The 22,478-nt window shown below is 46.4% G+C and carries 18 protein-coding genes; all 18 read right to left on the bottom strand.

Going from position 1 to position 22,478, the window contains the following annotated elements:
- Positions 1 to 28: 28 nt before the first annotated feature.
- Positions 29 to 886, bottom strand: a complete 858-nt coding sequence (locus C0Q44_RS09935) for an SDR family NAD(P)-dependent oxidoreductase (RefSeq protein ID WP_105407089.1) — start codon at positions 884 to 886, stop codon at positions 29 to 31.
- Between the two features lie 12 nt (positions 887 to 898).
- The gene (locus C0Q44_RS09930; protein ID WP_105407088.1) at positions 899 to 2,077 is read right to left on the bottom strand and encodes a thiolase family protein; all 1,179 of its coding nucleotides are present in this window, start codon (positions 2,075 to 2,077) and stop codon (positions 899 to 901) included.
- Positions 2,074 to 3,552 (bottom strand): AMP-binding protein, encoded by a 1,479-nt coding sequence (locus C0Q44_RS09925; RefSeq protein WP_181150918.1) that lies wholly within the window; start codon positions 3,550 to 3,552, stop codon positions 2,074 to 2,076. Before C0Q44_RS09925 ends, C0Q44_RS09930 begins: the two co-directional genes overlap by 4 nt.
- Before the next feature lie 23 nt (positions 3,553 to 3,575).
- Entirely contained in the window at positions 3,576 to 5,216 is a 1,641-nt protein-coding gene (locus C0Q44_RS09920; protein ID WP_181150917.1) for an adenine deaminase C-terminal domain-containing protein, read from the bottom strand.
- A 107-nt stretch (positions 5,217 to 5,323) separates the two neighbouring features.
- Complete coding sequence (locus C0Q44_RS09915) at positions 5,324 to 6,127, bottom strand: energy-coupling factor transporter transmembrane component T family protein (RefSeq protein ID WP_105407085.1); 804 nt, start codon at positions 6,125 to 6,127, stop codon at positions 5,324 to 5,326.
- Positions 6,128 to 6,129: 2 nt separating this feature from the next.
- A complete protein-coding gene (locus C0Q44_RS09910; protein WP_105407084.1) occupies positions 6,130 to 6,993 on the bottom strand; it encodes an energy-coupling factor transporter ATPase in 864 nt (287 codons plus the stop codon).
- On the bottom strand, positions 6,978 to 7,787 hold the full coding sequence (locus tag C0Q44_RS09905; RefSeq protein WP_181150916.1) for an energy-coupling factor transporter ATPase: 810 nt from the start codon (positions 7,785 to 7,787) through the stop codon (positions 6,978 to 6,980). The genes C0Q44_RS09910 and C0Q44_RS09905 overlap by 16 nt, the downstream gene beginning before the upstream one ends.
- A gap of 77 nt (positions 7,788 to 7,864) precedes the next feature.
- On the bottom strand, positions 7,865 to 8,437 hold the full coding sequence (locus tag C0Q44_RS09900; RefSeq protein WP_105407082.1) for a biotin transporter BioY: 573 nt from the start codon (positions 8,435 to 8,437) through the stop codon (positions 7,865 to 7,867).
- A gap of 81 nt (positions 8,438 to 8,518) precedes the next feature.
- Positions 8,519 to 9,502 (bottom strand): zinc-dependent alcohol dehydrogenase family protein, encoded by a 984-nt coding sequence (locus tag C0Q44_RS09895; protein ID WP_105407081.1) that lies wholly within the window; start codon positions 9,500 to 9,502, stop codon positions 8,519 to 8,521.
- A 224-nt stretch (positions 9,503 to 9,726) separates the two neighbouring features.
- A complete protein-coding gene (gene cyoD, locus C0Q44_RS09890; protein ID WP_105407080.1) occupies positions 9,727 to 10,056 on the bottom strand; it encodes a cytochrome o ubiquinol oxidase subunit IV in 330 nt (109 codons plus the stop codon).
- Positions 10,057 to 10,677 carry a cytochrome o ubiquinol oxidase subunit III gene (gene cyoC, locus C0Q44_RS09885; RefSeq protein WP_105407079.1) on the bottom strand — a complete coding sequence of 207 codons (621 nt, stop codon included), beginning with the start codon at positions 10,675 to 10,677 and terminating at the stop codon, positions 10,057 to 10,059. It abuts the gene before it with no gap.
- Entirely contained in the window at positions 10,678 to 12,648 is a 1,971-nt protein-coding gene (locus C0Q44_RS09880; protein WP_105407078.1) for a cbb3-type cytochrome c oxidase subunit I, read from the bottom strand.
- A gap of 20 nt (positions 12,649 to 12,668) precedes the next feature.
- On the bottom strand, positions 12,669 to 13,649 hold the full coding sequence (gene cyoA, locus C0Q44_RS09875; RefSeq protein ID WP_105407077.1) for a ubiquinol oxidase subunit II: 981 nt from the start codon (positions 13,647 to 13,649) through the stop codon (positions 12,669 to 12,671).
- Between the two features lie 318 nt (positions 13,650 to 13,967).
- Positions 13,968 to 14,231: a hypothetical protein gene (locus tag C0Q44_RS09870; protein ID WP_105407076.1), complete on the bottom strand. Its 264-nt coding sequence runs from the start codon at positions 14,229 to 14,231 to the stop codon at positions 13,968 to 13,970.
- A 347-nt stretch (positions 14,232 to 14,578) separates the two neighbouring features.
- A complete protein-coding gene (locus C0Q44_RS09865) occupies positions 14,579 to 15,925 on the bottom strand; it encodes a GH1 family beta-glucosidase (protein WP_105407075.1) in 1,347 nt (448 codons plus the stop codon).
- 16 nt (positions 15,926 to 15,941) lie between these two features.
- Positions 15,942 to 18,323, bottom strand: a complete 2,382-nt coding sequence (locus C0Q44_RS09860; protein ID WP_105407074.1) for a glycoside hydrolase family 95 protein — start codon at positions 18,321 to 18,323, stop codon at positions 15,942 to 15,944.
- A 192-nt stretch (positions 18,324 to 18,515) separates the two neighbouring features.
- Complete coding sequence (locus C0Q44_RS09855; RefSeq protein ID WP_374955075.1) at positions 18,516 to 20,213, bottom strand: ABC transporter substrate-binding protein; 1,698 nt, start codon at positions 20,211 to 20,213, stop codon at positions 18,516 to 18,518.
- A gap of 350 nt (positions 20,214 to 20,563) precedes the next feature.
- On the bottom strand, positions 20,564 to 22,261 hold the full coding sequence (locus tag C0Q44_RS09850; protein WP_105407073.1) for an ABC transporter substrate-binding protein: 1,698 nt from the start codon (positions 22,259 to 22,261) through the stop codon (positions 20,564 to 20,566).
- Between the last annotated feature and the right edge of the window lie 217 nt (positions 22,262 to 22,478).

The following is a 22,478-nucleotide window of genomic DNA, read 5'->3' as shown; positions in this document are numbered from 1 at the left end:
CATCAATTCGTATATTTCGGAAATAGTTCTACGTTTTCACGTAGGCTGTTAACACCTGCTCAAAAAGTTCAGCTGCTTCCCAGCCGTGCTCCCTGTTGAGTTGGACGGTTGCTATACGGTGCTCAGGAGGGGACCACACACCGATCTTCCCACCATTAACGGAGAAGATCTGACCGGTAACCCTGCGGCTACGTGGCAGACATAAGGAGAGTGTCAATTCAGCCACATCTTCCGGCGAACCTACCTTCCAGTACTCGGGAAACGACTCTCCATTCATTTCGGAGGTCTGCTTCGCTCGTTCAATATAGGGCCTTGTCATGTCAGTAAGCGCTGCGGGGGCAACTGCATTCACATTAATGCCATAAGATTCAAGTTCCAGCGAAAGTGTCCGAGTCATGCCTATCATTCCGGCCTTGGCAGCGCTGTAATTTAATTGCCCAATCATTCCGGTCAAGCCCGCCACGGAGACCATATTAACAATGCTGCCTTCCCTTCGCTCCCTCATGCCGGACAGGACGGACCGGATGCAAGCAAAGGCTCCCTTGAGATGCGAATTCAATACAAGATCCCACTCTGTTTCACTCATCTTATGGGCCATCTTATCGTGAACAACTCCGGCGTTGTTCACCAGGATATCAATCTTGCCGAACTCGCGAAGACCCTCCGATATGATGCGCTCTCCACCGACCATGCTTGCAACCGATTCAACGACCCCGATAGCTGTTCCGCCTTGATCCCGGATCAACTGAACAACGTCCCATACCCCACCTTCTTGTACACCGTTGATAACGACCCTGGCTCCCTCTTGTGCCATACGCATTGCGGTTGCACGGCCAATTCCGCGGCTGGAACCCGTAATGACTGCTACCTGTCCCTCTAACAACAAGGCTTTTTCCTCCTATTCGCACTTCTCCCACAACGATGCAAGCCCGATCCCGCCACCAATACCCAGTGTTGCAATCCCCCGAGATCCCTTTGCGTGCCTCATCTCGTTAAATAGGCGTGTAACCAGGATAGCTCCCGATGCTCCGAACGGGTGTCCCAGCGCCAGCGCTCCGCCCCCCACATTGACAATGTGATTTGGAATTTGCAGTTTTCTTAAAGAGGCCAGTACTTGTGATGCAAACGCTTCATTGAATTCCACGAGATCAATGTCATCCATTGCGAACCGATTTCGGCTAAGCAACTTGGTAACGGCGGGAACCGGACCGATGCCCAAGTAGTTCGGGTCAACTCCAACTGCCACACTGTCGATAAATTTCATTAGGGGTGTGAGTCCCAACGATAATGCTTTTCCCATCGACATAATTAAAACGATAGCAGCCCCATCATTCAAAGGACATGCATTACCAGCCGTCACTGTACCCTCCGGTTCGAAAACAGGAGGCAATGCTGCAAGCTTCGCCAGAGTAGTATCCGCCCGAGGACATTCGTCTGTCTGAATGATCTTCCATTGCTTCCCCTCCAGGATAGACAACGGAACTATTTCGTTGTCGAAACGCCCGCTTTGCATTGAAGCAATCGCTTTCCTATGACTGGAAAGCGCATATTCGTCCTGGTCCATTCGGGTCACACCGTACTTCTTAGCAACGTTGTTAGCCGCCTTCCCCATATCCGGATCTCCGATCCATTCCGGAGAGAATCTTGTACGAGAGATCACTTGAGGTATTGCACTCCCGTACAAAGACAAGGGTTTTTCCAATTTCCAGGGTGCGCGACTTGTGCTTTCGACTCCACCCGCCAGATACACATCCCCGGCACCGGATTGAATCAGCCTCGCTGCTAAATGAATGGCTTCAAGACCCGATCCACATTGACGATCAATTGTCACGCCAGGGACCTCTACTGGTAGTTTGGCTTGTAACGCGGATAACCTGGCGATGTTGCCTCCCGCACCTACTGCATTCCCCAATAGAACATCATCAATGTCACCCGGAGGGATGGGAATTTCGCTTAAAATGGCCTGAATGACTTCTGCAGCCAGTATCTCCGGCGGTGTCTCCTTAAACACCCCGCCGTATTTGCCGATTGCAGTCCGCTTCGCCGAGAGAATAACAGGAATCAACGTACTGTTCATATCTTTATCTTCAGTAACTCGTACAGTTTGGTTCGCGATATCTTTCCACTCGTTGTATAGGGAAAAGCATCTACCCGTATAATTTCCTTTGGACACTTGTAGGTAGCAAGCTCATGACGGCACAATGATACCATCTCATCATCACTAACCTCGCTACCCATTCTGAGCTTTATAAGTGCGGTTACCTTTTGTCCCCAGTACACATCTGGTACACCTACAACGATGACCTCCTCGATGGCATCCAATGTTAACAACAGCTTCTCAATTTCCTCCGGATATATATTAAGTCCTCCGCTAATAATCATGTTTTTCTTTCGACCAACCAGATATACATAGCCTTCGGAATCTCGTGTTGCAAGGTCTCCCACCGTTGCCCATTCACCATGTACAACTTGGCTGGTCTCTGCCTCGGAACCATAATATCCGGCAAAGATCATCGGGCTCTTCACAAACAATTGTCCCACCGTGCCTTCGGTTGCTTCCGTATGATCCGCCTCACGAATGGAAACCTGCACACCGGCGAACGGTTTACCGATTGAATCAGGCTTATACCGATTACCCTCCGGGTCAAGTACAGTGACAAAGCTTAACTCAGATGCACCATAAAATTCGTATAAGCCTGCATTTTCAAATACTTCTGTCACCTTCCGTTTTGATTCTGGCGACCATTTATCACCAGACGTAATGAGAGATCTGACTGTTGGCAGCCCAGGAACTGAATCAGAAGCTGTGAACGCTTTGTAAAGTGCTTCAAACATCGTAGGTACAAGATAAAGGTGCGTAACCGCATGCGTTGCTAACGTCTCCAACACACACTCCGCTCGGAATCTGCGTGTCAGATGGAACGTCCCGCCGATATACAACGTTTGAATGCACGCATATAACGTAAGTGAATAGACCAAAGAACCCGGCGCCAATACATGGTCTCCTGCATCATGCACGAATGTCTCATGCGCATATGCAAAGCTCTCGATCCAGGAACGCTGAGAACGAAGATAGCCTTTCGGTCGTCCGGTCGTCCCAGAAGTATATCCCATATAGAACAGGCTATCTTCAGTTGAGGAGCGCCGCGGTTCGGCTTCTTTCCTTGTGAGAGAACGAGGTTCGCCCGCATCCACAATAATCACCCTTGTTGAATCTGGAATATGAGGTATTCTGGCGTTGAACTCCATATCTATGACAAGCACACGAGGTTCACATTCGTTAATAACCTCTATCAGATTTGCATCGCTCCACTTGGGATCAAATACAGCAGCACACATTCCCGTTTTGGTGGCTGCAAGAAAGTATTCGATCATCGCGACACTATTGTTCATCAACAGGCCGACAAGAGGAATATCATCTGCTTCAAGATCATCCTCGATAGTAAGAAGTTCATTCGCCGCCAGCTTTATTCCATGGTATAACTCGGCGTACGAAATCTGTCGTTCATCATCAAAAATTGCCGTTTTATCTGGATTTTGAGAAGCATGCATGTGTATCGCATCAGCCAATAACATCATTTCACCTTCCTTACTGTATTAACTAAGGGGGTAGCCGAGATCAATGTCTCACCTGTTTTAATCAGGTACAACCCTTTGTCTGATACACGAATATGCGGCAAATGTGAAGCTGTCAGAAATAAAAGAGAATACAGAGGATCACCAAATCGGTAACCGTGGGAACGCATCTTCTCGTTGAACTGATCCACACTGGCACCAATCGATTCTACGCTCTCCATACTCATAGCTCCGCTGAGCGGAAGAGGAATGTACAGTTGCTCCCCATCCACGAAATTTACTAATATACCTTCCCCGCGAAGTCCCATCTCCTGAGACGCTTCGCGCATGGCAGACAGAGATCGCCCAAGCAAAAGTGTATCGTTCGAGGCATTGTACGTACTTGCCAATGCCTTGACCCCGGACGCAAAACCTTTGATTCGGGTGTTGATCACCCAGCTTCCGTTAGCATCCAGCAATGTAATCCAGTTCTCATCCGTTTCTAATTCCGCATGGGGATCAAATGGATACGGTTGGGTGATGACATCGTTCACCAGCTCAATGCCGGTATTGGTTCGAGTTTCCATCTGGTCCAGCCTCAGATTAACGATCGTTCGACGAGACGGAAAAGCGGAGCGCAACCAAGTGCGTATCTCTGCTTCATCTGGCTCCATTACTCGCCTTTGATTACGGACCGCCCACTCACCACGTTGCAGGACGTGCAGTGGCTCAGGTTCATGTATGGAGGTTAAGACGTTCAAACAGGCCAGTCTGCCTGGTGCAATCCCGCCTAGGTCTTCTTCCAGACCGTAATATACTGCCGGATTTAAGGTAGCAAGACGATAAGCGTCCGCTACAGGTATTCCTGTTTCCAGACAAATCTTGATCATGCTGGCACAGCTCGTCTTCTCCACATAGTTCGGTGATGGGCCATCGCTGGTAAGCATCATTCGGTTCATATTGAACCGGGAATCACCTTTCATCCCTTTAAGGATGTGTGGCAGATCAGGACGAATGGAAGAGTATCGAAGAGAAGCGTAAAGTCCGGCTTTCAATCGTTTGAGTACATCTTCAGCATGAAGAGCTTCGTGATCAGCTGTGATGCCTGCTGCAGCCATAGTACTTATTTTTTCATAAGACACGCCAGGTAAATGTCCTTCTGCCCTCATCCGATGATGAGTCTTCGTGAGATAAAGTTGCTCCACCAATACTTCGTCGTTTTGCAGCAGTTTGGGCCATTCGGTCAGTTCCCCGCTCTGTATCACAAGGTGATGTTGCAACCACTTTTCCACGGTCAATGGATTAACCCGATCAGGACGGTCAATGTTACACCACCATAAGAACATATGATGACTTGTCTCCTCCAGCTTCTCGATAAACGGCAACGCTTCCGTTCCTAGAAACGTTAACAATGACAGATTATCATTGATGGACAGGACCGTACCCTTTCGTAAAAGAGCTTCTCCCCAAGTATAAGGATTGTACATCTGACATGGGTGTGCATGAGGTTCAATATATCCTGGAACAACAATATGACCTCTCTCCAGTTCAACGAGCTGGGTATGGACTGAAACGGGCAGTTCCTTAGGTCCCACGTAGGCAATACGACTGCCGGACAGATAGATATTTGCTTGTTCAACTTCCCCCGTGTATACGTTCAAGCAAGATGCCTGCCTAAACCACATTGTCGCTGGCTGATCACCTCTGGATACTGAGATAAGTCTGTGATATTCATGGAGATTCGTCGGATAAATTCTCATAGTTTACCTCACTTTCGTAATACGAACAAAAGTGTGCAACAAAGGATGGATATGATCAGCACCTGATAGTCGAGCTTTTTGAAAGCTAACGTTCTCAGTTGCGTTCGATTCATGCCTGGGCTATACCCGCGTGCTTCGACGGCCAGTGAAGCGTTCTCGGCTTTCTGGAACGCCAACAGAAGAATAGGTACTACAATGGGAATATAACTTCGCAGACGCCTAACGATATTACCGGAATTAAAACGAACACCTCTTGCCTGTTGTGCCTTCATCACCTTGTCGGTTTCATTCAACAGGAGTGGAATAAAGCGGATCGTCCACGATATCATTAGCGCAAATTCCTGTGTAGGAATACCTAGCCGCTTGGCAGGCTTCAACAGGTCTTCGATAGCCTGAGCGAGATCCCCCAGCTTCGTCGTAAGCGTCAACAATGAAGCGATGACGAGAAGAAGAATGATGCGAATGGCCATGTTGCCTGCTTTAATGACACCTTCCTCGTGGATCGAGAACACTCCCGCTTCAAGCCACAACCGCCCCCCTTGTGTCAAAAAGATGTGAAACAACGACGTGACAATGACAATTAGCCAAACCGGTTTCAGTCCTCTGACTATATAGGAGAGGGGGATTTGCGATATAGTGACTACACACGCCACAAACACCGCAGACAGTGCATATGAAAGCCATGATTTCAACAGCATAACAGACAACATGAACAGGAAAGCGATGACGAGCTTAGCTCTTGGATCAAGCCGATGAATGATGGAGTTTCGGTGGACATACTGACCAATGATAAAGGATTGAGATAAGGACATAACTACAATTCCTTTCTCTGAAAAAAATCAGCAATATATGACAAAATCCATTCTTTGTTTACCGATTCCAGTTGCAATTCAGCATTCAATTTTACCTTTATGGCTTCCACGAACTGGATCGCTTTAGGCAACTTCAGTCCCATATCTTTCAGCTCATCTTGATATTCAGTGAACAGTTGGAGCGGAGTTGTGTGTTTTTGCACTTGACCATGTTCAAATATAATCACTTCGTCGGCATACTCAGCAACAGTCTCCATATCGTGTGTCACCATAACGATCGTACTCCCCTGTTCCTGCTGCCAGGAACGAAAGAGCACCATCAGCTGTTCTTTTCCTTCCGAATCCAACCCTACAGTTGGCTCGTCGAGAATAAGCACCTCCGGGTTCATCGCTAACACACTTGCGATCGCCACTCTCCGCTTCTCACCACCACTTAATTCAAACGGTGATCTATTGCAGAAAGATTCGTCCAGACCTACCCTGTGTAATGCCTCCAAAGATGTGCTTCGAACCTTTTCGACCGACCAGCCCAAGTTTCTGGGACCAAACGAGATATCCTTTAATACCGTATCCTCGAACAACTGATGTTCCGGAAATTGGAATACAATACCTACCTTATCGTAGAGAACCTGCGCTCGCTTCCTATCGGTTGTCATCCGAAACTCCCCGATATCAACTGTTCCGTTCGTGGGTTGCAGAAGTCCATTGAGCAGCTGTACAAAAGTCGACTTGCCTGATCCTGTTCTTCCCACGACAGCAAAGATTCGATTATGACCCATGGTGAGTGTAATGTTGCTCAATACGTTGTTCTCCAGTGGTGTTCCCACATGATACGAGAAGCCCACTTCTTTTAGTGTAATTTGCATATATCATCCACCAAATCTTTCAGAGTGAGTGCCGAAGAAGAGTGTAATCCCTTCCGGTTCAGTGCCTCTCGTGCCTCGACGACAAAAGGAGCTGTTACCCCGGGAAAACGCCAGTATTCGCCCTGAAACAAAGCTTCGGGTGATCCATCGTAACAGATGTCACCTTGATCAAGTACAACAACCCTCGATGATGCTGCAATCTCCTCGAAGTCATGCGTAATCGTTACGATCGTAATTCCTTGTTTATGCAACTTCCCCATCAGCATTGCGATCTGATCTTTGCCTTCGGGGTCGAGCATCGAGGTAGATTCATCAAAAACAATAACCTCTGGTTCCATGGCGAGCACTCCCGCTATAGCGATACGTTGTTTCTGCCCTCCTGATAACGAATGTACATCGAAATTACAGTAATTCAGCATCCCTACTTGCCTCAATGCCTCTGTTACATGATGCTCGATATCTTTAGTGGGGACACAAACGTTTTGCAGACCGAAGGCAATATCTTCAAACACTGTAGAAGCCACAATTTGATTCTCCGGATTTTGGAAGATCATTCCGATTCTCTGACGAATGATACTCAATTCATCTTCATTGGATGTCACATAATTTTTAAAACTTACTTGACCTGCGGTTGGAAGGAGTAATCCGTTCATTAACTTAGCTATGGTGGATTTCCCTGCTCCATTCCTTCCAGCAAACGCCACGTATTCCCCAGGACGAATATGAAGGTTTATATCGTTTAATATTGTTGCACGATTTGCATAACCAAACGTTACATTGGAAAATTGAATCACTATCGTACCTCCATCACTTAGCGCGATTTACTTGTACAGGAGTGCTTGGGAATATGCAGTCTTTGAATATCATAATGTTAGGCTCTTGGAGCCTGCCTCTTCGTATCCTGGATCATTGCAGGACTTACTTTGAGAACCCTAACAGCAATGAGTGATGCAAGCACTGCTTTGAGCAGATCACCTGGAATGAAAACAAGGTTGCCTATCGCTGCTTTTGTAATAGGTACATCCGTTATCAAGGACAGGAATGGGATACCCACTGCATACACGACAAGGATTCCGCCCACGATGTTGCTCAGTAGAAATTTCCAAAATTTGATGCCTGCGACGGATGTCCGTTGAACCAGCAACCCAATCACGAATGCTGCAATCGGATAACTAAGAACATACCCGCCTGTAGGGCCAACCAGAACAGCTAATCCCCCTCTACCGCCGGACAACAATGGAGCCCCTAAACCGATAAGAATAACAAAGAGCAAGAGACTTATCCCTCCCAATCGGGCACCAAGGATACTGCCTGCCAACATCACGCCCAGCGTTTGGACTGTAATCGGCACAGGTATAAATGGAAGTGGAATCGGAGGTAACAGTCCAAGTACTGCAATAACAGCTGCCATAATCGCAGTAAACATCATTTCTTTAATCTTCATAACAAGGCCTCCAATACGAATTAGTTGTTAAATACCGAATTCTTCATGTTGAGATTAAGATTTTTATCTAAGCCTTATGTATTACTGCAATAGGAGAACCTTCCCCTTGATGCCCGATTCAGCCGCTGCAATAGCCTGTTGTACATTCGTTAGTTTATACGTCGCCCCAATATTTGCCATGATTAACCTCCCCGCTCTGACCAGCTCCAATACCTCATGAAATACCTGTTCCCAGCGTTCTTGCGAACAGCGTTCAACCCAATGCTTTAACCAGAAAAGTTTCACCTGAACTTGTGTTCCCCGGGTTACTTCATGCCATAACGGTGTGATTCCCGAAAGCAGTCCGACACTGATGACCGTGCCATTTGGTTGAAGACAGCTCACCAACTGTTCCCCGTCTCTCCCTCCAATACAATCCACAGCTGCATCAGCACCGCACCCCTCAGTTAATTCCGCCATTCTCTCCTGTAGCAACTCTTTCGTCGTCTGGATAACAGAAAATGCTCCAAGACGATACAGTTCAGCAGTATGACGATCACTTCTTGTAAGCGCAATCAAATTAAACCCACAGATTTTTGATATCTGTGCAAAGATTCGCCCGATCGCAGATCCCCCCGCATTCACAATTAAGGTATCACCATACGTAAGATTAAGCATCTCTGTACAGATCAACCAAGCCGTAATCGGATTAATATAGATCTGACTGGCTGATTGATCATCGATATCATTAGGCACAATGATCGTATGTCGATCCATAGTCTTCACGACGTCCTGCCACGTGTTCTCACCTTTCAACGGCAGGACTCGGCGCCCCACCATTTGATTGGACACTCCTGGCCCTACTGCTTCTACCACACCCACACCCTCAAACCCGGGAACAGCTGGTAATAAGGTCCGATGCGGGTAAGCTCCTCGAACAGGAATGATATCGGAGGGATTAATAGGTCGAGCCGTCATCCTCACTGCTAATTCACCGCGGCCAGGTGGTATCACATCTTTTTCTTCCATACATAACACTTCACTTGGTTCGCCAAAACGATAATAACGGATTACCCTAGCTTTCATTGGTGCATCTCCTATAATAATTTTCTAGAATAGCTCTAACTAAAATATTGAATATATTTACAGATCACATAACAATAGTATCATTGGTAAATTATTTCATCAACGACTTATTATGATATAAACTAACTTTTTTTTCATTTAAAATTTAGACAAATTGTACTTAGGACAAAAAAAAATCCCCACAACCTTGAATTCCAAGGTTGCGAGGATCTTTATCATGTGAATTAATGTGCAACAGCGTTGTTAAGCATGATCCAGATCGAACCAATCACGATAGTCATCATGATAAGCAGACCGAAGATCAAGGCCATGACATTCCAACGTGGTTTCCCCGTTTCACGAATATGCATGAAGAAGAAGAGTTGAACCACGAATTGAAGTGCAGCTGTTCCAAGAATGACAACGAACGTTCCTGTTCTGCCCATCATATCATTGAGAACCACCACAAGCGGGATGATCGTCAGAACAACGGACAGAATGAAGCCGATGACATAAGACTTGAGTGAACCATGTTGCTCATGGCCGTGGGAATCATGCGAGTTATGCTCTGCCATCTACATCACCCCCATCAGGTAGACAATCGTCAGGAGGAAAATCCAAACGACGTCCAAGAAGTGCCAGTACAAGCTGATTACGTTAATTTTACCGCGAGTTACATCGGTAATTCCACGTTTTTTCAGTTGGAACATCAATCCGACCATCCAGATCAGACCGAGCGATACGTGAAGTCCGTGAGTACCCACAAGGGTGAAGAATGCGCCGGAGGCAGCACTCGTTGTAAAGCTAAACCCTTCATGAATCAACTCAATAAACTCATATACTTCAAGAGCGATAAAGCTAGCGCCCAGAACAGCTGTAACAGCCAGCCAACTAATTAGTTGTTTTACTTTGCCTTGATTCATCGCCAGAACAGCGAGTCCGCTCGTAAATGAACTTGTGAGCAAGATAAACGTTTCGGCAATAACGCCAGGCATTTTGATCAATTCAGACAAAATCGGTCCGCCCGCCGTATTGTCACGCAACACAATAAAGGTTGCGAACAATACGGAGAACAGGATCACGTCGGAAATCAGGAAGAACCAGAATCCGAGTATTTTCATTTCCTGTGGATCATGATGTCCATGGTCGTGACCATGTGCATGATTCTCACCGTGCTTAGCGGCTACATGAGCCATCTATACCGACCCCCTTAACGACGCTTCGGTACGCTTAATTTCGTCGACCGGAATGTAATAATCCGTATCGTAAGAGAATGAACGAGCGATCATACAGATCCCTACGCCAGCAAGTCCGAGAATTGCCATCCACAGCCATCCGAAGACGAAGCCAAAACCAGCTACGAACCAGAAGACAGACATAATGAATGGAATGGAGGAATTTTTCGGCATATGAATCGGCTCAAGCGGTTGCTCTGGCGGATAGATGCCTTTAGCGCGACGTTCTTTCTCTTCCCACCACTCATCAATATCATCTCCACGCGGTGTAATCGCGAAGTTGTATTCAGGAGCTGGTGAAGGAATCGACCACTCCAGTGTGCGGCCATCCCATGGATCGGCGGAAGCTTTGAGTGTTTTGTATTTGCGAATACCGTCTGCAATTTGTGCAACTTGGAACAGGAAACCAACACCCATCAGGAATGCCCCGATTGTGGATACGAAGTTCAATTCCCACCAGCCGGTATCCCAGCCGTACGTGCTCAGACGACGTGTCATACCCATCAGACCGACAGCGTACTGCGGCATGAAGCAGACATAGAAACCAATATTCCAAGTCCAGAATGCCCATTTGCCCAGTTTCTCTTCGAGTTGGAAACCGAACATTTTAGGCCACCAGTAATACAGACCAGCGAAGTATCCGAAGACAACGCCACCGATCAATACTTGGTGGAAGTGGGCAATCAGGAAGTAACTGTTGTGGAACTGGAAGTCAGCTGGAGCAACAGATAACAGAACGCCCGTCATACCCCCAACGATAAAGCAAGGGATAAAGGCAAGTGTCCACATCATCGGAGTCGCCATGCGAATCCTTCCTCGATACATGGTAAACAGCCAGTTAAATATCTTAACCCCTGTTGGAATGGCAATCAACATCGTAGTGATGGCGAAGAATGCATTCACGTCCGCTCCGGAACCCATCGTGAAGAAGTGATGCGCCCAGGTGAAGAAGGACAGGAAGCTGATAATTAACATTGCGAATACCATCGACTTGTAGCCAAACAGTTTTTTCCGCGAGAAGGTACTTACAATCTCGGAGAACACACCGAATGCCGGCAAGACGACGATGTATACCTCAGGGTGACCCCACATCCAGATCAAGTTGATATACATCATGGGGTTACCGCCCAGATCAAGTGTGAAGAAATGCGCCCCGGCAAACCTGTCGAGGAAGAGCAATGCAAGTGTCACAGTCAAGATTGGGAATGCAAACAAGATGATGATACAAGTGGAGAATACCGACCAAGTAAACATCGGCATTTTCATCCATCTCATGCCTGGTGCACGCATTTTAATGATCGTAACCAGGAAGTTGATACCGGTAGCCAGAGACCCGATACCCGATATCTGTATACCCCATATATAGAAGTTCTGTCCTACCCCCGGACTGTGAGACAGTTCCGACAGAGGCGGATAACTCAGCCATCCTGCATCCGGTGAACCACCGATAACGAAGGACAGGTTGAACAGCATTGCGCCCAGGAAGAATAACCAGAAACTCAGTGCATTCAGGAATGGGAACGCAACGTCTCTTGCTCCGATCTGTAGTGGCACGATAACGTTAAACAGACCGAACATAAATGGCATCGCCATGAACAGAATCATGATCGTGCCGTGAGTTGTAAAGACCTGATTATAATGCTCAGGATTTAGAAATTCATTGTTAGGCATAGCCAGCTGAAGACGCATCATCAGCGCATCCACACCACCACGGAACAACATGATAATGGAAGCAATGATATACATGATACCGATCTTTTTATGATCGACGGTAGTTAACCAGTTACGCCAAAGCCAGCCCCATTTTTTGAAATAAGTCAGCACCGCTACAATCGTAATCATCGTAATTCCGATAGCTACCATCGCGCCGTAAATCAGTGGATCACCGGTTACGAAAAACTCCGATGCAAACTCCTTAAGTCCCTCTAACATTGGGGCCTCCTTTCGAATCTTTAGTTAGCACTCTTATCCACATTTTGATTGGACATATTCATACTTTCGTGAGTCGTTTTTGCTCCAGTAGCTTCACTTGAACTTCCGTGCTTGCTATGGGCACTTTGACCATCAACAACATACTTGGTCACGATATCCTGGAACAACCCTTCTGGGAAGGCGGAATAAAAAGCAACATTGCTTGTTCCTGGTTCAGCCAGTGCATTGTAACCTTCTGTGGTCAAAGGCTGGGAGTTCTGTTTCACTTCAGCTACCCATTTGTCGAAATCTTCGTCTGATGTCGCATTCACATCAAAACGCATTTCACCAAAATGTTCACCTGTAAAGTTGGCACCTGAACCCCAATATTTGCCTTCATGATCTGCCTGCAAGTACAAGGTCATCGCCATACCCGACATCGTGTAAATCTGTCCACCAAGTTGTGGAATCCAGAATGAGTTCATCGGTGAATCCGCGGTGAGCTCAAATTTCACAGGCCGATCTGCCGGAATATTTAACGTATTGACCGTTGCAATCCCTTGCTCTGGATACATAAACAACCACTTCCAGTCCAGTGAAGACACTTGAATAGTAACAGGTGCTTTCTCATGAACCAACGGCTTCGAAGGCTCCAGATCATACGTGTAACGAACCGTAACAATGGCAAGAAGTCCAATGATGATAATTGGAACTGTCCACCAGATTACCTCAGCCTTTGTGCTATGTGCCCAGTTAGGTTCATATGCAGCTTTGTTGTCCGGCTTCTCGCGGTAACGCCATACGATTACAGCAGACAAAATGAGTACTGGCACAATGATGACAGCACACAAGATTGTCGAGATGACAATCAAGTCTCTCTGCGAAGCGCCAATCGGCCCCTTCGGATCCAGAACAACGTACTGCCCGCCTGCCAGCATTGGCCAGACAATCAACGCAATTGTAACCAACGTTAGGACAACCGGAATAATAATCCGGGTTAGCGACCTAGGTTTCTTGTTCATTTTGATCCCCTCTCCTTATATTCGCTCATACTAAAAAATCAGTATACTACTCTCTCCTTACTAAAGATATCAGAAACGAGCAACTTTTTTGTTCTTGTTAACAAATTTGTCGATTTTACACCTCAAATGTGTGAATTTTTTCTCACAAATCGCTTGCGCGGTTGATATTTGCACATTGTAATCTTTACACTTCAAGTCACAAAATAAAACCCTTTGCAGTCCCGTTGAACAGTGTCAACGAATCCGCAAAGGGCTTTATTGACTGGATTCCGGGTACTTATCCAGTCTTATTATGAACGAATTAACGCAGGATTATAATCAATCGGCGCCTTCGTCTTCCCGGCGTGTATGAACAAGGCCAATCGCTTTGGCAATAACGTAAATAAACACACTACCTACCAGAAATCCAATACCGAGCATCAAGCCAAGATTACGATCATTGAAGTCATTCAGATTAATCAGACACATAATCACTCCCGTAATGAGTGCGATCCATGCCAGAACTGTCATCGTCAAGACTGCGCGTCGCATATTTTTGTCTTTGCGCTCCAATTGACTAACCATTGCTGTCTTCGATGCCATAGTAAACACTTCCTTTTCCCTTTTTGTAAGTGCTTTCCTAATACCAATATACCACATCAATATGATTTTTAGTCAACAAATGTTCAAATTTTCTTCGCAATTTGGACACTTTATTTTGAAATATACTGTTGACAAAACATTATTCAATTCTTCCTTACTTCTTATAACCCAAAATCCGGCACTTCATAACAGCAAACACACTTGACCTTATGAAACCTTTATGAATCCTCGTTTTTATCCTGCCCAAAACACAAAAAAAGACGACACATCGGAATGCTCCAATGCTGCCGTCTTTTCTTATGAAATGAATCTGTATCGCGCTTTCTTCCATAATATAAGGAATTGAATTAGTTCCGTCTTTCCAACCAGTTATTCTTGATGACATTTTGATACCAGTAATAGCTCTCCTTCGGCGTTCTCACAAGTGAACGATAATCCATATGCACGAGACCGAAGCGCATCCGGTACCCTTCCGCCCATTCAAAGTTATCCATCAGTGACCAGGCCATATACCCTTTCAGGTTAATGCCGTCATTAATGATGCGGTGAATTTGAGCCAAATGCTGCTCATAATAGGATATCCGGCGAGCATCGTTAATTATGCCATTCTCCAGATCATCATTGATACAAGCACCGTTTTCCGTGATATACACATCTACATTGCCGTACTTTTGCAAATAATGCATGAATTCATACAAGCCACGTGATTCCACTGGCCAGCCGATATCGGTTTTGGTCAGCCCCATATCGACTTCTTCGGATTGCAGCGTACCTGCTTCCGGGTTGAATCGATTGATTCCCATCGTGTAATAGTTGATGCCAAGCAGATCAATCGGTTGCGAGATGATTTCCATATCGCCTTCCTCAATGGGTACGGTAGCCCCCGCTTCAGCAAACCAGTCCACCAGAAATTGCGGATAGGAGCCTTTGTAGATCGGGTCAAGGAACCAATCGGTATTAAGCGCAATCGACCGATCACACGCAGCCTGGTCTTCAGGAGATTTGCTGTACGGCTCAGCCCAGCATACATTGGGTGCAATACCAATCTGTCCTGTGATCCCCATGCGACGGAAGGATTGAACGGCTTTACCATGAGCCACCAACAATCCATGAGCAACATTGATTGACGTTTGCAGGTCTTTGTTACCTGGCGCATGGATACCGAGGAGGTTCGACAGGAACGCGATACACCATGGCTCGTTGAAGGTCAGCCAGAGATTGATTTTGCCTGAGAATTCTTTGAAGATTACTTCTGCATATTTAACAAAAGCATCTACCGTTCTGCGGTTCCCCCATCCCCCGTCATCCTCCAGCGTTTGGGGAAGATCCCAGTGATACAGGGTGAGGAACGGTTCGATTCCAGCCTCCAGCAATGCATCCACGAAACGATGATAGAAGTCGAGGCCTTCACGATTGATCTCACCATCTCCGTCAGGAATAATGCGCGGCCAAGCAATGGAGAATCGATACGTATTAATTCCGAGTTTCTTCATTAGTTCGATGTCTTCCTCGTACCGGTGGTAGCTGTCACACGCGACATCTCCATTGTGCCCGTTAAATACTTTGCCAGGCGTACGTGCAAATGTATCCCAGATAGATACTCCGCGTCCACCTTCTTGTGCGGCTCCTTCGATCTGATAAGAAGCTGTTGCTGTACCCCAGAGAAAATCATGTGGAAATTGAAAAATGGTCATGGTTGGCTCCTCCGTCTCATGATGACACGCGGATCGTCTGTCCTGCGGTCATGGATAAAATAACTACATAATCACCCTGAGGCGTAAGTACTGCCTCGACTTGTTCATTACCTTCCACACGTAGTGGATAAGCACTGCGAATGGTAACCGAATCACTGCGATCTGCACGAATAACGGCAGATGTAAGCTTGTTATCTGTCCACGCCATGTTCACTGTATATCCACCTCGTGCACGCAATCCTTCGACACGGCCTCGATTCCAGAGGTCAGGCAGTGCCGGCAGCAAATGAAGCTCGTTCAAGTGGCTCTGCAATAACATCTCGGCAATTCCAGCCGTGCCTCCAAAGTTACCATCGATCTGGAACGGTGGATGGTCATCGAACAGATTCGGGTGGGTGGACCTGGCAAGTAGCGTGCGTACAAATTGATGTGCCTGGTTACGATCCAGCAATCGTGCATACAGATTGATCAACCATGCACAGCTCCATCCTGTATGCCCGCCTCCCTGGGAGATACGACGTTCGAGCGATATTCGTGCAGCTTCGACAAGTTCCGGTGTCTGTAGTCGGTTGATCTGCTCGCCCGGATACAGTCCGTATAGATGGGAGACGTGACGATGGCCTGGCTCGGATTCGGCAAAATCCTTGAACCACTCCAACAGTTGCCCTTCGCTTCCAATTCGGAACGGATAGAGTTTGCTCAAGGCCTCACTCCACTCATTCGCGAGTGTCTGATCTACATCCAGTTGCTTCGCGGCTTCAATACAGCGATTGAACAGTTCGCGAATTAATGTCATATCCATCGTTGAAGCCATCGATATACTACATGCCTCTCCAGCCTCTGTCAGGAATTTGTTCTCTGGTGAAGTAGATGGAACCGTGACCAGATAACCTTCCGGCCCTTCTACCAGCCAGTCGAGACAGAAGAGCGCAGCTTCTTTCATAATCGGATACGCACGTTCCTCCAGAAAACGCAGATCACCGGTAAATTGGTAATGCTCCCATAGATGTGAGGTCAGCCAGACGCCGCCCATTGGCCAGAATGCCCAGCTTGCGTCTCCGCCTGTAGGCGTGGAAGTTCTCCAGATATCCACATTATGATGCGCAGTCCATCCCCGGGCTCCATACAAGATCCGTGCTGTTCTGCGTCCCGTGTGACTCAGATCTTCCAACAAGTCAAATAACGGTTCATGGCATTCACTGAGATTGCAGACTTCTGCTGGCCAGTAATTCATCTCGGTGTTGATGTTAATGGTGTAGTCACTGTGCCATGGCGGCTCCACCTGATGATTCCAGATTCCCTGCAAGTTGGCGGGCTGGCTTCCTGGACGGGAACTCCCCATTAACAGGTATCTTCCATATTGGAAATACAATGCCTCCAGTCCAGGATCTTGTTCTCCTGCCTGATAGGCTTGCAGCCGCTCATCTGTAGGCAATTCCTCATTAGCCGATATACCAAGATCAATAAAAACTCTTGTAAACATAGCGCTATGGTCTTGTACATGTCGTTCACGGAGTCCTTCTGTGCCAAGTGTAGTCGCCTTGGAGATCACATCCTTGCATTCCGTTTCCAGCACCAGGCTATCCTTAGTAGGCGGCACATCGTAACTTTCGAAGGAGGTAGCCGCTGCCAGATAGAAAACCACTTGATCAGCATCCTGAATATGCAGCTTGCCTTTAATCGTGGAGATCTTCACCTTCCCGCCTGTTGCCTTAGCAGCTAAACGCACAACATAAGAGATTCCCCGATCCTCTTCATAGATGACGGATTCCGGGTGATCTCTGAAGTAATTGGACTCCACATGACTTGGGCACCGACTGAACAGGGTAAGTGCATCTCCCGAAGTCTGCACTTGATAAGGGTGCGGACTGTCTAAATTAACACTTACATTCACAGCGCCCTCCCGATTGGCAGCCAGTGTGCAGACCATCAGATCATCTGAAGCGCTGAAATACACTTCGCGCATATAACGAGTTCCTTCATATGAATAAGTCGTCGTTGCAATGCCCGATTCCAAATCAAGCTCACGCTCGAATGCATCAACTGCAAGATCGTTTAACCCCTCATGATGTAATAAAAAGTGGCCCATCGGTTGGTAGGCCTCGACATCACGGCCCAGCATTTCACGATTCAACACATCCTCGGCCTCACCGTATTGTCCGGCCATGATCAACTCACGTGTCTGTTTCAAATACCGCTGACTACTGTATTGAATTGTATCTCGTGGAAACCCCGACCATAACGTATCTTCATTAAGCTGAATACGTTCATCTGCTGCACCACCGTATACCATGCCTCCTAGACGGCCGTTCCCAATGGGCAGTGCTTCTTCCCAACGTGTAGCAGGCTGGCGATACCATAGACGATCAATTTTAGTTTGGTTATTGTATTGGGACATGATTAGCTCCTGTTCCTTCATCAACTGTAAATTAAATTTCCCATAAACATAAAACGTTTTCGGTAAGTGCTTACAATAAGAAAATTATATTTGATTTCGAAATTTGCGTCAATGCAAATCGTCACTTAATCAACAAAAAAGGCCCCTTCAAGGGCCTTTCCTTCTAAAGCCATGGAATGCAGACAATCCATGTTATTTCACATCTTTACCTGACCACAGGGATACACGGTCTTTAACCCATACTGTATATTGTTTCTCCATTTCCACTGCACCGGCTTGGTCTAGCTCTGCGAGGAAGTCATCATACACTTTATCGAAGTTCGCTGGCGTTGTCAGAACAGCTTCTGGAATTCGTTTACGTACGATGTCCTGCGTTTTGCGGAACGTTACTTCATAATCTGTACCTGAAGGTACTGGCATGTTGTAGGCTGCGCCCCACTCTTTCAGTTTCAAATCATCTTCGGATGGATAGAAATCTTTCCATGTTGTAATACCATAAGCTTTCAACGTTTCCTTCTCTGCTGCCGTGTATCCAATCTGGATCTGCTCAGGGAAGTTTGTTGTATAGTAGTTATCCGTGGAATCTTTTACACCATCTCCATACCTTGCACTGAAGATATTGTACATCCCGATTCCTGTCTCTTTGGTGAAGTTCGAGTTGTCATTCGTTTTGCGATCCTGAACATCGTCAGGAATCACACGTTGACCATCTTCTACGTTGTAGTGCTCGCCTTCAATACCCCAGTTTCTCATAACTTGCCCTTCATCCGAAGCAAGCCAATCCATGAATTTGATAATTCGTACCGGATCTTTGGCAGACTCTGTGATCCCGATACCGTAACCGTCAAAGCCGGTGGGTTGGAACGTATGATCCACAATGTCCTTGTTCAAGGACACGGAGAAGTGAGCATACGTACTGTCGTCTTTGCCTGCAGATTTAAGCGCATTCTCAGCTTCCTGATAGTTCCACTCTTGGTCAATCAGACCCAGGACACGGCCACTGGCAATTTTGGACTTGTATTGATCATCCTTTTGAACAAACGTATCTTTGTCCAGCAGGCCATCATTGTACATTTTGTTCAACCAACGGAAATATTCTTTCTCCTCTGGGCGCTTATAGTGCAGCATCGCTTCATACGTCTCAGGATTGATGTAGTATTCACCATCATCCGGTGCGCCCGTTGCCTGGAAGGCCGGGTTGGTTACCGTGATCATGATCTTCCAGTCATCTGCATTCAATGTCAAAGGAATGGTAGGCTGTCCATCAATCGTTGGGTGTTTTTCATAGTAAGCTCTGAGTACGTTCTCGTAGTCCTCAAGTGTCTTGACTTCAGGGTATCCAAGCTCTTTCAATACGCGTTGTTGAATCTCAAATCCGCCAGTTGCATCAAACGCAACATTATCCACACCCATGTTCGTTGGGATGGTATAGATCGCCTGATCTTCCGTGCTATACTTCAGACGGTTCATCTGGTCGCCATAAATCTTCTTCAGGTTCGGAGCATGCTCTTCGATCAGATCCGTCAGATCCAGCATCGCACCTGCATCCACCAGCTTAGAAAGGTTACCTTTTGGGAAAATAATATCAGGGTAATCGCCACTCGCCGCCATAAGTGCAACCTTCTGATCGCCACCATTGTTCACATCATACTCAGCTTCTATGGTAACGCCTGTATGCTTGGTAATTTCTTGACCAACGGCATCCTGCATCTTGTTCCAGGTCGGACTTGGGTCGGCTCCAAAGAACTTCACTGTAATTGGTTCGGTTCCGCTGGACTCCGAGGTCTCTTTAGTGCCCGAATTTCCACAACCAGCTGTAACCAACATAGCACTTGCGAGCATCAACATTGCAAACGTCTTGGGTGTATTGCCTTTCATCTTGCCTCTCATTGTCTAGTTCCCCCTATAATTTATGAAGGTTTTATCTGTATAACAGGCCATAGCCTGAGGATACCACTTTTATGAATGCGCTTTCGATACGATACAATAAAAACCAGATTTTTGGAGTCCAACGTCATTATCTCTTTGCTAAATATCATTCTTTAATTTAGACGACTCAGATTACAATGCTTTTAATTCACATAAAACGTTTTCGTAATATACTATAAAACGCTTACTGAAAGTGCTTACATCATAGATTATAGGCTATCTACTACCTTACGTCAACAACAAAAAAAGCCCTGTTTTGAGGGCTTTTTTTGTTGTTGAAAGTCATTGGCTTTTATGCCTTGTTTTCAAATTTATTTCACATCTTTTCCAGTCCAGAGAGATACCCGATCCTTAACCCATACCGTATATTGTTTCTCCATCTCTACTGCACCGGCTTTATCGATTTCAGCCAGAAGACCGTCATATACGCTGTCGAAATTCTCAGGTTTGGCTAGGATGGCTTCCGGAATCCGTTTGCGGATGATATCCTGCGTTTTTTGGAACGTTACGTTATAGTCTGTATCCGAAGGCACTGGCATATTGTACGCTGCGCCCCAGTCTTTCAACTTCAGTTCATCTTCGGAAGGGTAGAAGTCTTTCCATGTTGTAATGCCATAAGCTTTCAACGTTTCCTTCTCAGCTGCTGTGTAGCCTGCTTGGATCTGCTCAGGGAAATTCGTTGTGTAGTAGTTATCTGTGGAATCTTTCACACCGTCGCCGTATCTTGCGCTGAAGGCGTTGTACATGCCAACACCAGTTTCTTTGGTAAAGGCGGAGTTCTCATTGGTTTTACGATCCTGCACGTCATCCGGAATGATCCGTTTTCCGTTTTCTACTTGATATTGTTGGCCTTCAACACCCCAGTTTCTCAAAACCTGACCTTCATCGGAAGCAAGCCAATCCATAAATTTGATGATGCGTACCGGATCTTTGGCCGAAGTTGTGATCCCGATGCCATATCCGTCAAATCCGGTTGGCTGGAACGTATGATCTACAATGTCCTTGTTCAAGGAGACAGAGAAGTGGGCATATGTTTTTTCACCATTGTTAACAGACTTCAATGCATTCTCCGCTTCACCGTAGTTCCACTCTTGGTCGATCAGACCGAGGACGCGGCCACTGGCAATTTTGGACTTGTATTGGTCATCCTTCTGAACAAACGTATCTTTGTCCAGCAGACCCTCATTGTACATTTTGTTCAACCAGCGGAAGTATTCTTTCTCCTCTGGACGTTTGTAGTGAAGCATCGCTTCATACGTCTCAGGGTTGATATAGTATTCACCATCATCCGGTGCACCCGTTGCCTGGAAGGCCGGATTCGTTACCGTAATCATGATCTTCCAGTCATCTGCATTCAATGTCAGCGGAATCGTTGGTTGACCATCAATTGTTGGGTGTTTTTCATAGTAAGCTCTGAGTACGTTCTCGTAGTCCTCAAGCGTCTTCACTTCAGGATATCCGAGTTCTTTCAATACGCGTTGCTGAATTTCGAATCCGCCAGTTGCGTCAAATGAAAGGTTATCGACACCCATGTTCGTTGGGATCGTATAGATCGCTTGATCTTCCGTGTTGTATTTCAGACGGTTCATCTGATCGCCATAGATTTTCTTCAAGTTCGGAGCATGCTCCTCGATCAGATCGGTCAGGTCAATCATCGCACCTGCATCCACAAGCTTAGACAAGTTACCTTTTGGGAAAATGATATCAGGGTAATCACCACTCGCCGCCATAAGCGGAATCTTCTGGTCGCCGCCATTATTCACATCATACTCAGCTTCAATGGTAACTCCCGTTGCCTTCGTAATCTCTTGTCCGACAGCATCCTTCATGTTGTTCCAGTTCGGACTTGCATCTGCACCAAAGAATGTAAAGGTGATTGGACTGGTTGTATCTCCGGAATCGGCCGGCTTTTCGGAAGCGGTAGTTCCCCCTCCGCTGCATCCTGCAGTAATTGCAAGAGCGCTGGCTAACAGAAGCATTGCGAATGTTTTTGGTGTTTTGCCCTTCATGTGTGATCCCCCTTATGGATATAATGAAGCTGTGTATTTGTATAACAGGCTGACCTGCACATACCATAACCGATGATTCCAATGTACTTCTCTTGCTGAAATTGTAAACGTTTTAGTAATTAGAACATGCCAATGTAAGTGCTTTCATATTTGAATCATAATCGCTCATAAACTCCTTGTCAATAGCCTATTAACAAAATTGAAAACGTTTTTTAGA

This window comes from Paenibacillus sp. PCH8 (assembly GCF_002968835.1).
In the GTDB taxonomy this organism is placed as follows: domain Bacteria; phylum Bacillota; class Bacilli; order Paenibacillales; family Paenibacillaceae; genus Paenibacillus.
The sequence above is the reverse complement of the archived record's forward strand: the minus strand, read 5'-3'. Positions and strand labels throughout refer to the sequence as shown.

Bases quoted from the DNA above. Each gene is read 5' to 3' on its own strand.
- C0Q44_RS09865 (WP_105407075.1), bottom strand. From the start codon at position 15,925: ATGACCATTTTTCAATTTCCACATGATTTTCTCTGGGGTACAGCAACA.
- C0Q44_RS09855 (WP_374955075.1), bottom strand. From the start codon at position 20,213: ATGAGAGGCAAGATGAAAGGCAATACACCCAAGACGTTTGCAATGTTG.
- C0Q44_RS09870 (WP_105407076.1), bottom strand. From the start codon at position 14,231: ATGGCATCGAAGACAGCAATGGTTAGTCAATTGGAGCGCAAAGACAAA.
- cyoC (WP_105407079.1), bottom strand. From the start codon at position 10,677: ATGGCTCATGTAGCCGCTAAGCACGGTGAGAATCATGCACATGGTCAC.
- C0Q44_RS09895 (WP_105407081.1), bottom strand. From the start codon at position 9,502: ATGAAAGCTAGGGTAATCCGTTATTATCGTTTTGGCGAACCAAGTGAA.
- C0Q44_RS09860 (WP_105407074.1), bottom strand. From the start codon at position 18,323: ATGTCCCAATACAATAACCAAACTAAAATTGATCGTCTATGGTATCGC.
- cyoA (WP_105407077.1), bottom strand. From the start codon at position 13,649: ATGAACAAGAAACCTAGGTCGCTAACCCGGATTATTATTCCGGTTGTC.
- C0Q44_RS09900 (WP_105407082.1), bottom strand. From the start codon at position 8,437: ATGAAGATTAAAGAAATGATGTTTACTGCGATTATGGCAGCTGTTATT.
- C0Q44_RS09930 (WP_105407088.1), bottom strand. From the start codon at position 2,077: ATGAACAGTACGTTGATTCCTGTTATTCTCTCGGCGAAGCGGACTGCA.
- cyoD (WP_105407080.1), bottom strand. From the start codon at position 10,056: ATGGCAGAGCATAACTCGCATGATTCCCACGGCCATGAGCAACATGGT.
- C0Q44_RS09915 (WP_105407085.1), bottom strand. From the start codon at position 6,127: ATGTCCTTATCTCAATCCTTTATCATTGGTCAGTATGTCCACCGAAAC.
- C0Q44_RS09910 (WP_105407084.1), bottom strand. From the start codon at position 6,993: ATGCAAATTACACTAAAAGAAGTGGGCTTCTCGTATCATGTGGGAACA.
- C0Q44_RS09880 (WP_105407078.1), bottom strand. From the start codon at position 12,648: ATGTTAGAGGGACTTAAGGAGTTTGCATCGGAGTTTTTCGTAACCGGT.
- C0Q44_RS09925 (WP_181150918.1), bottom strand. From the start codon at position 3,552: ATGCATGCTTCTCAAAATCCAGATAAAACGGCAATTTTTGATGATGAA.
- C0Q44_RS09850 (WP_105407073.1), bottom strand. From the start codon at position 22,261: ATGAAGGGCAAAACACCAAAAACATTCGCAATGCTTCTGTTAGCCAGC.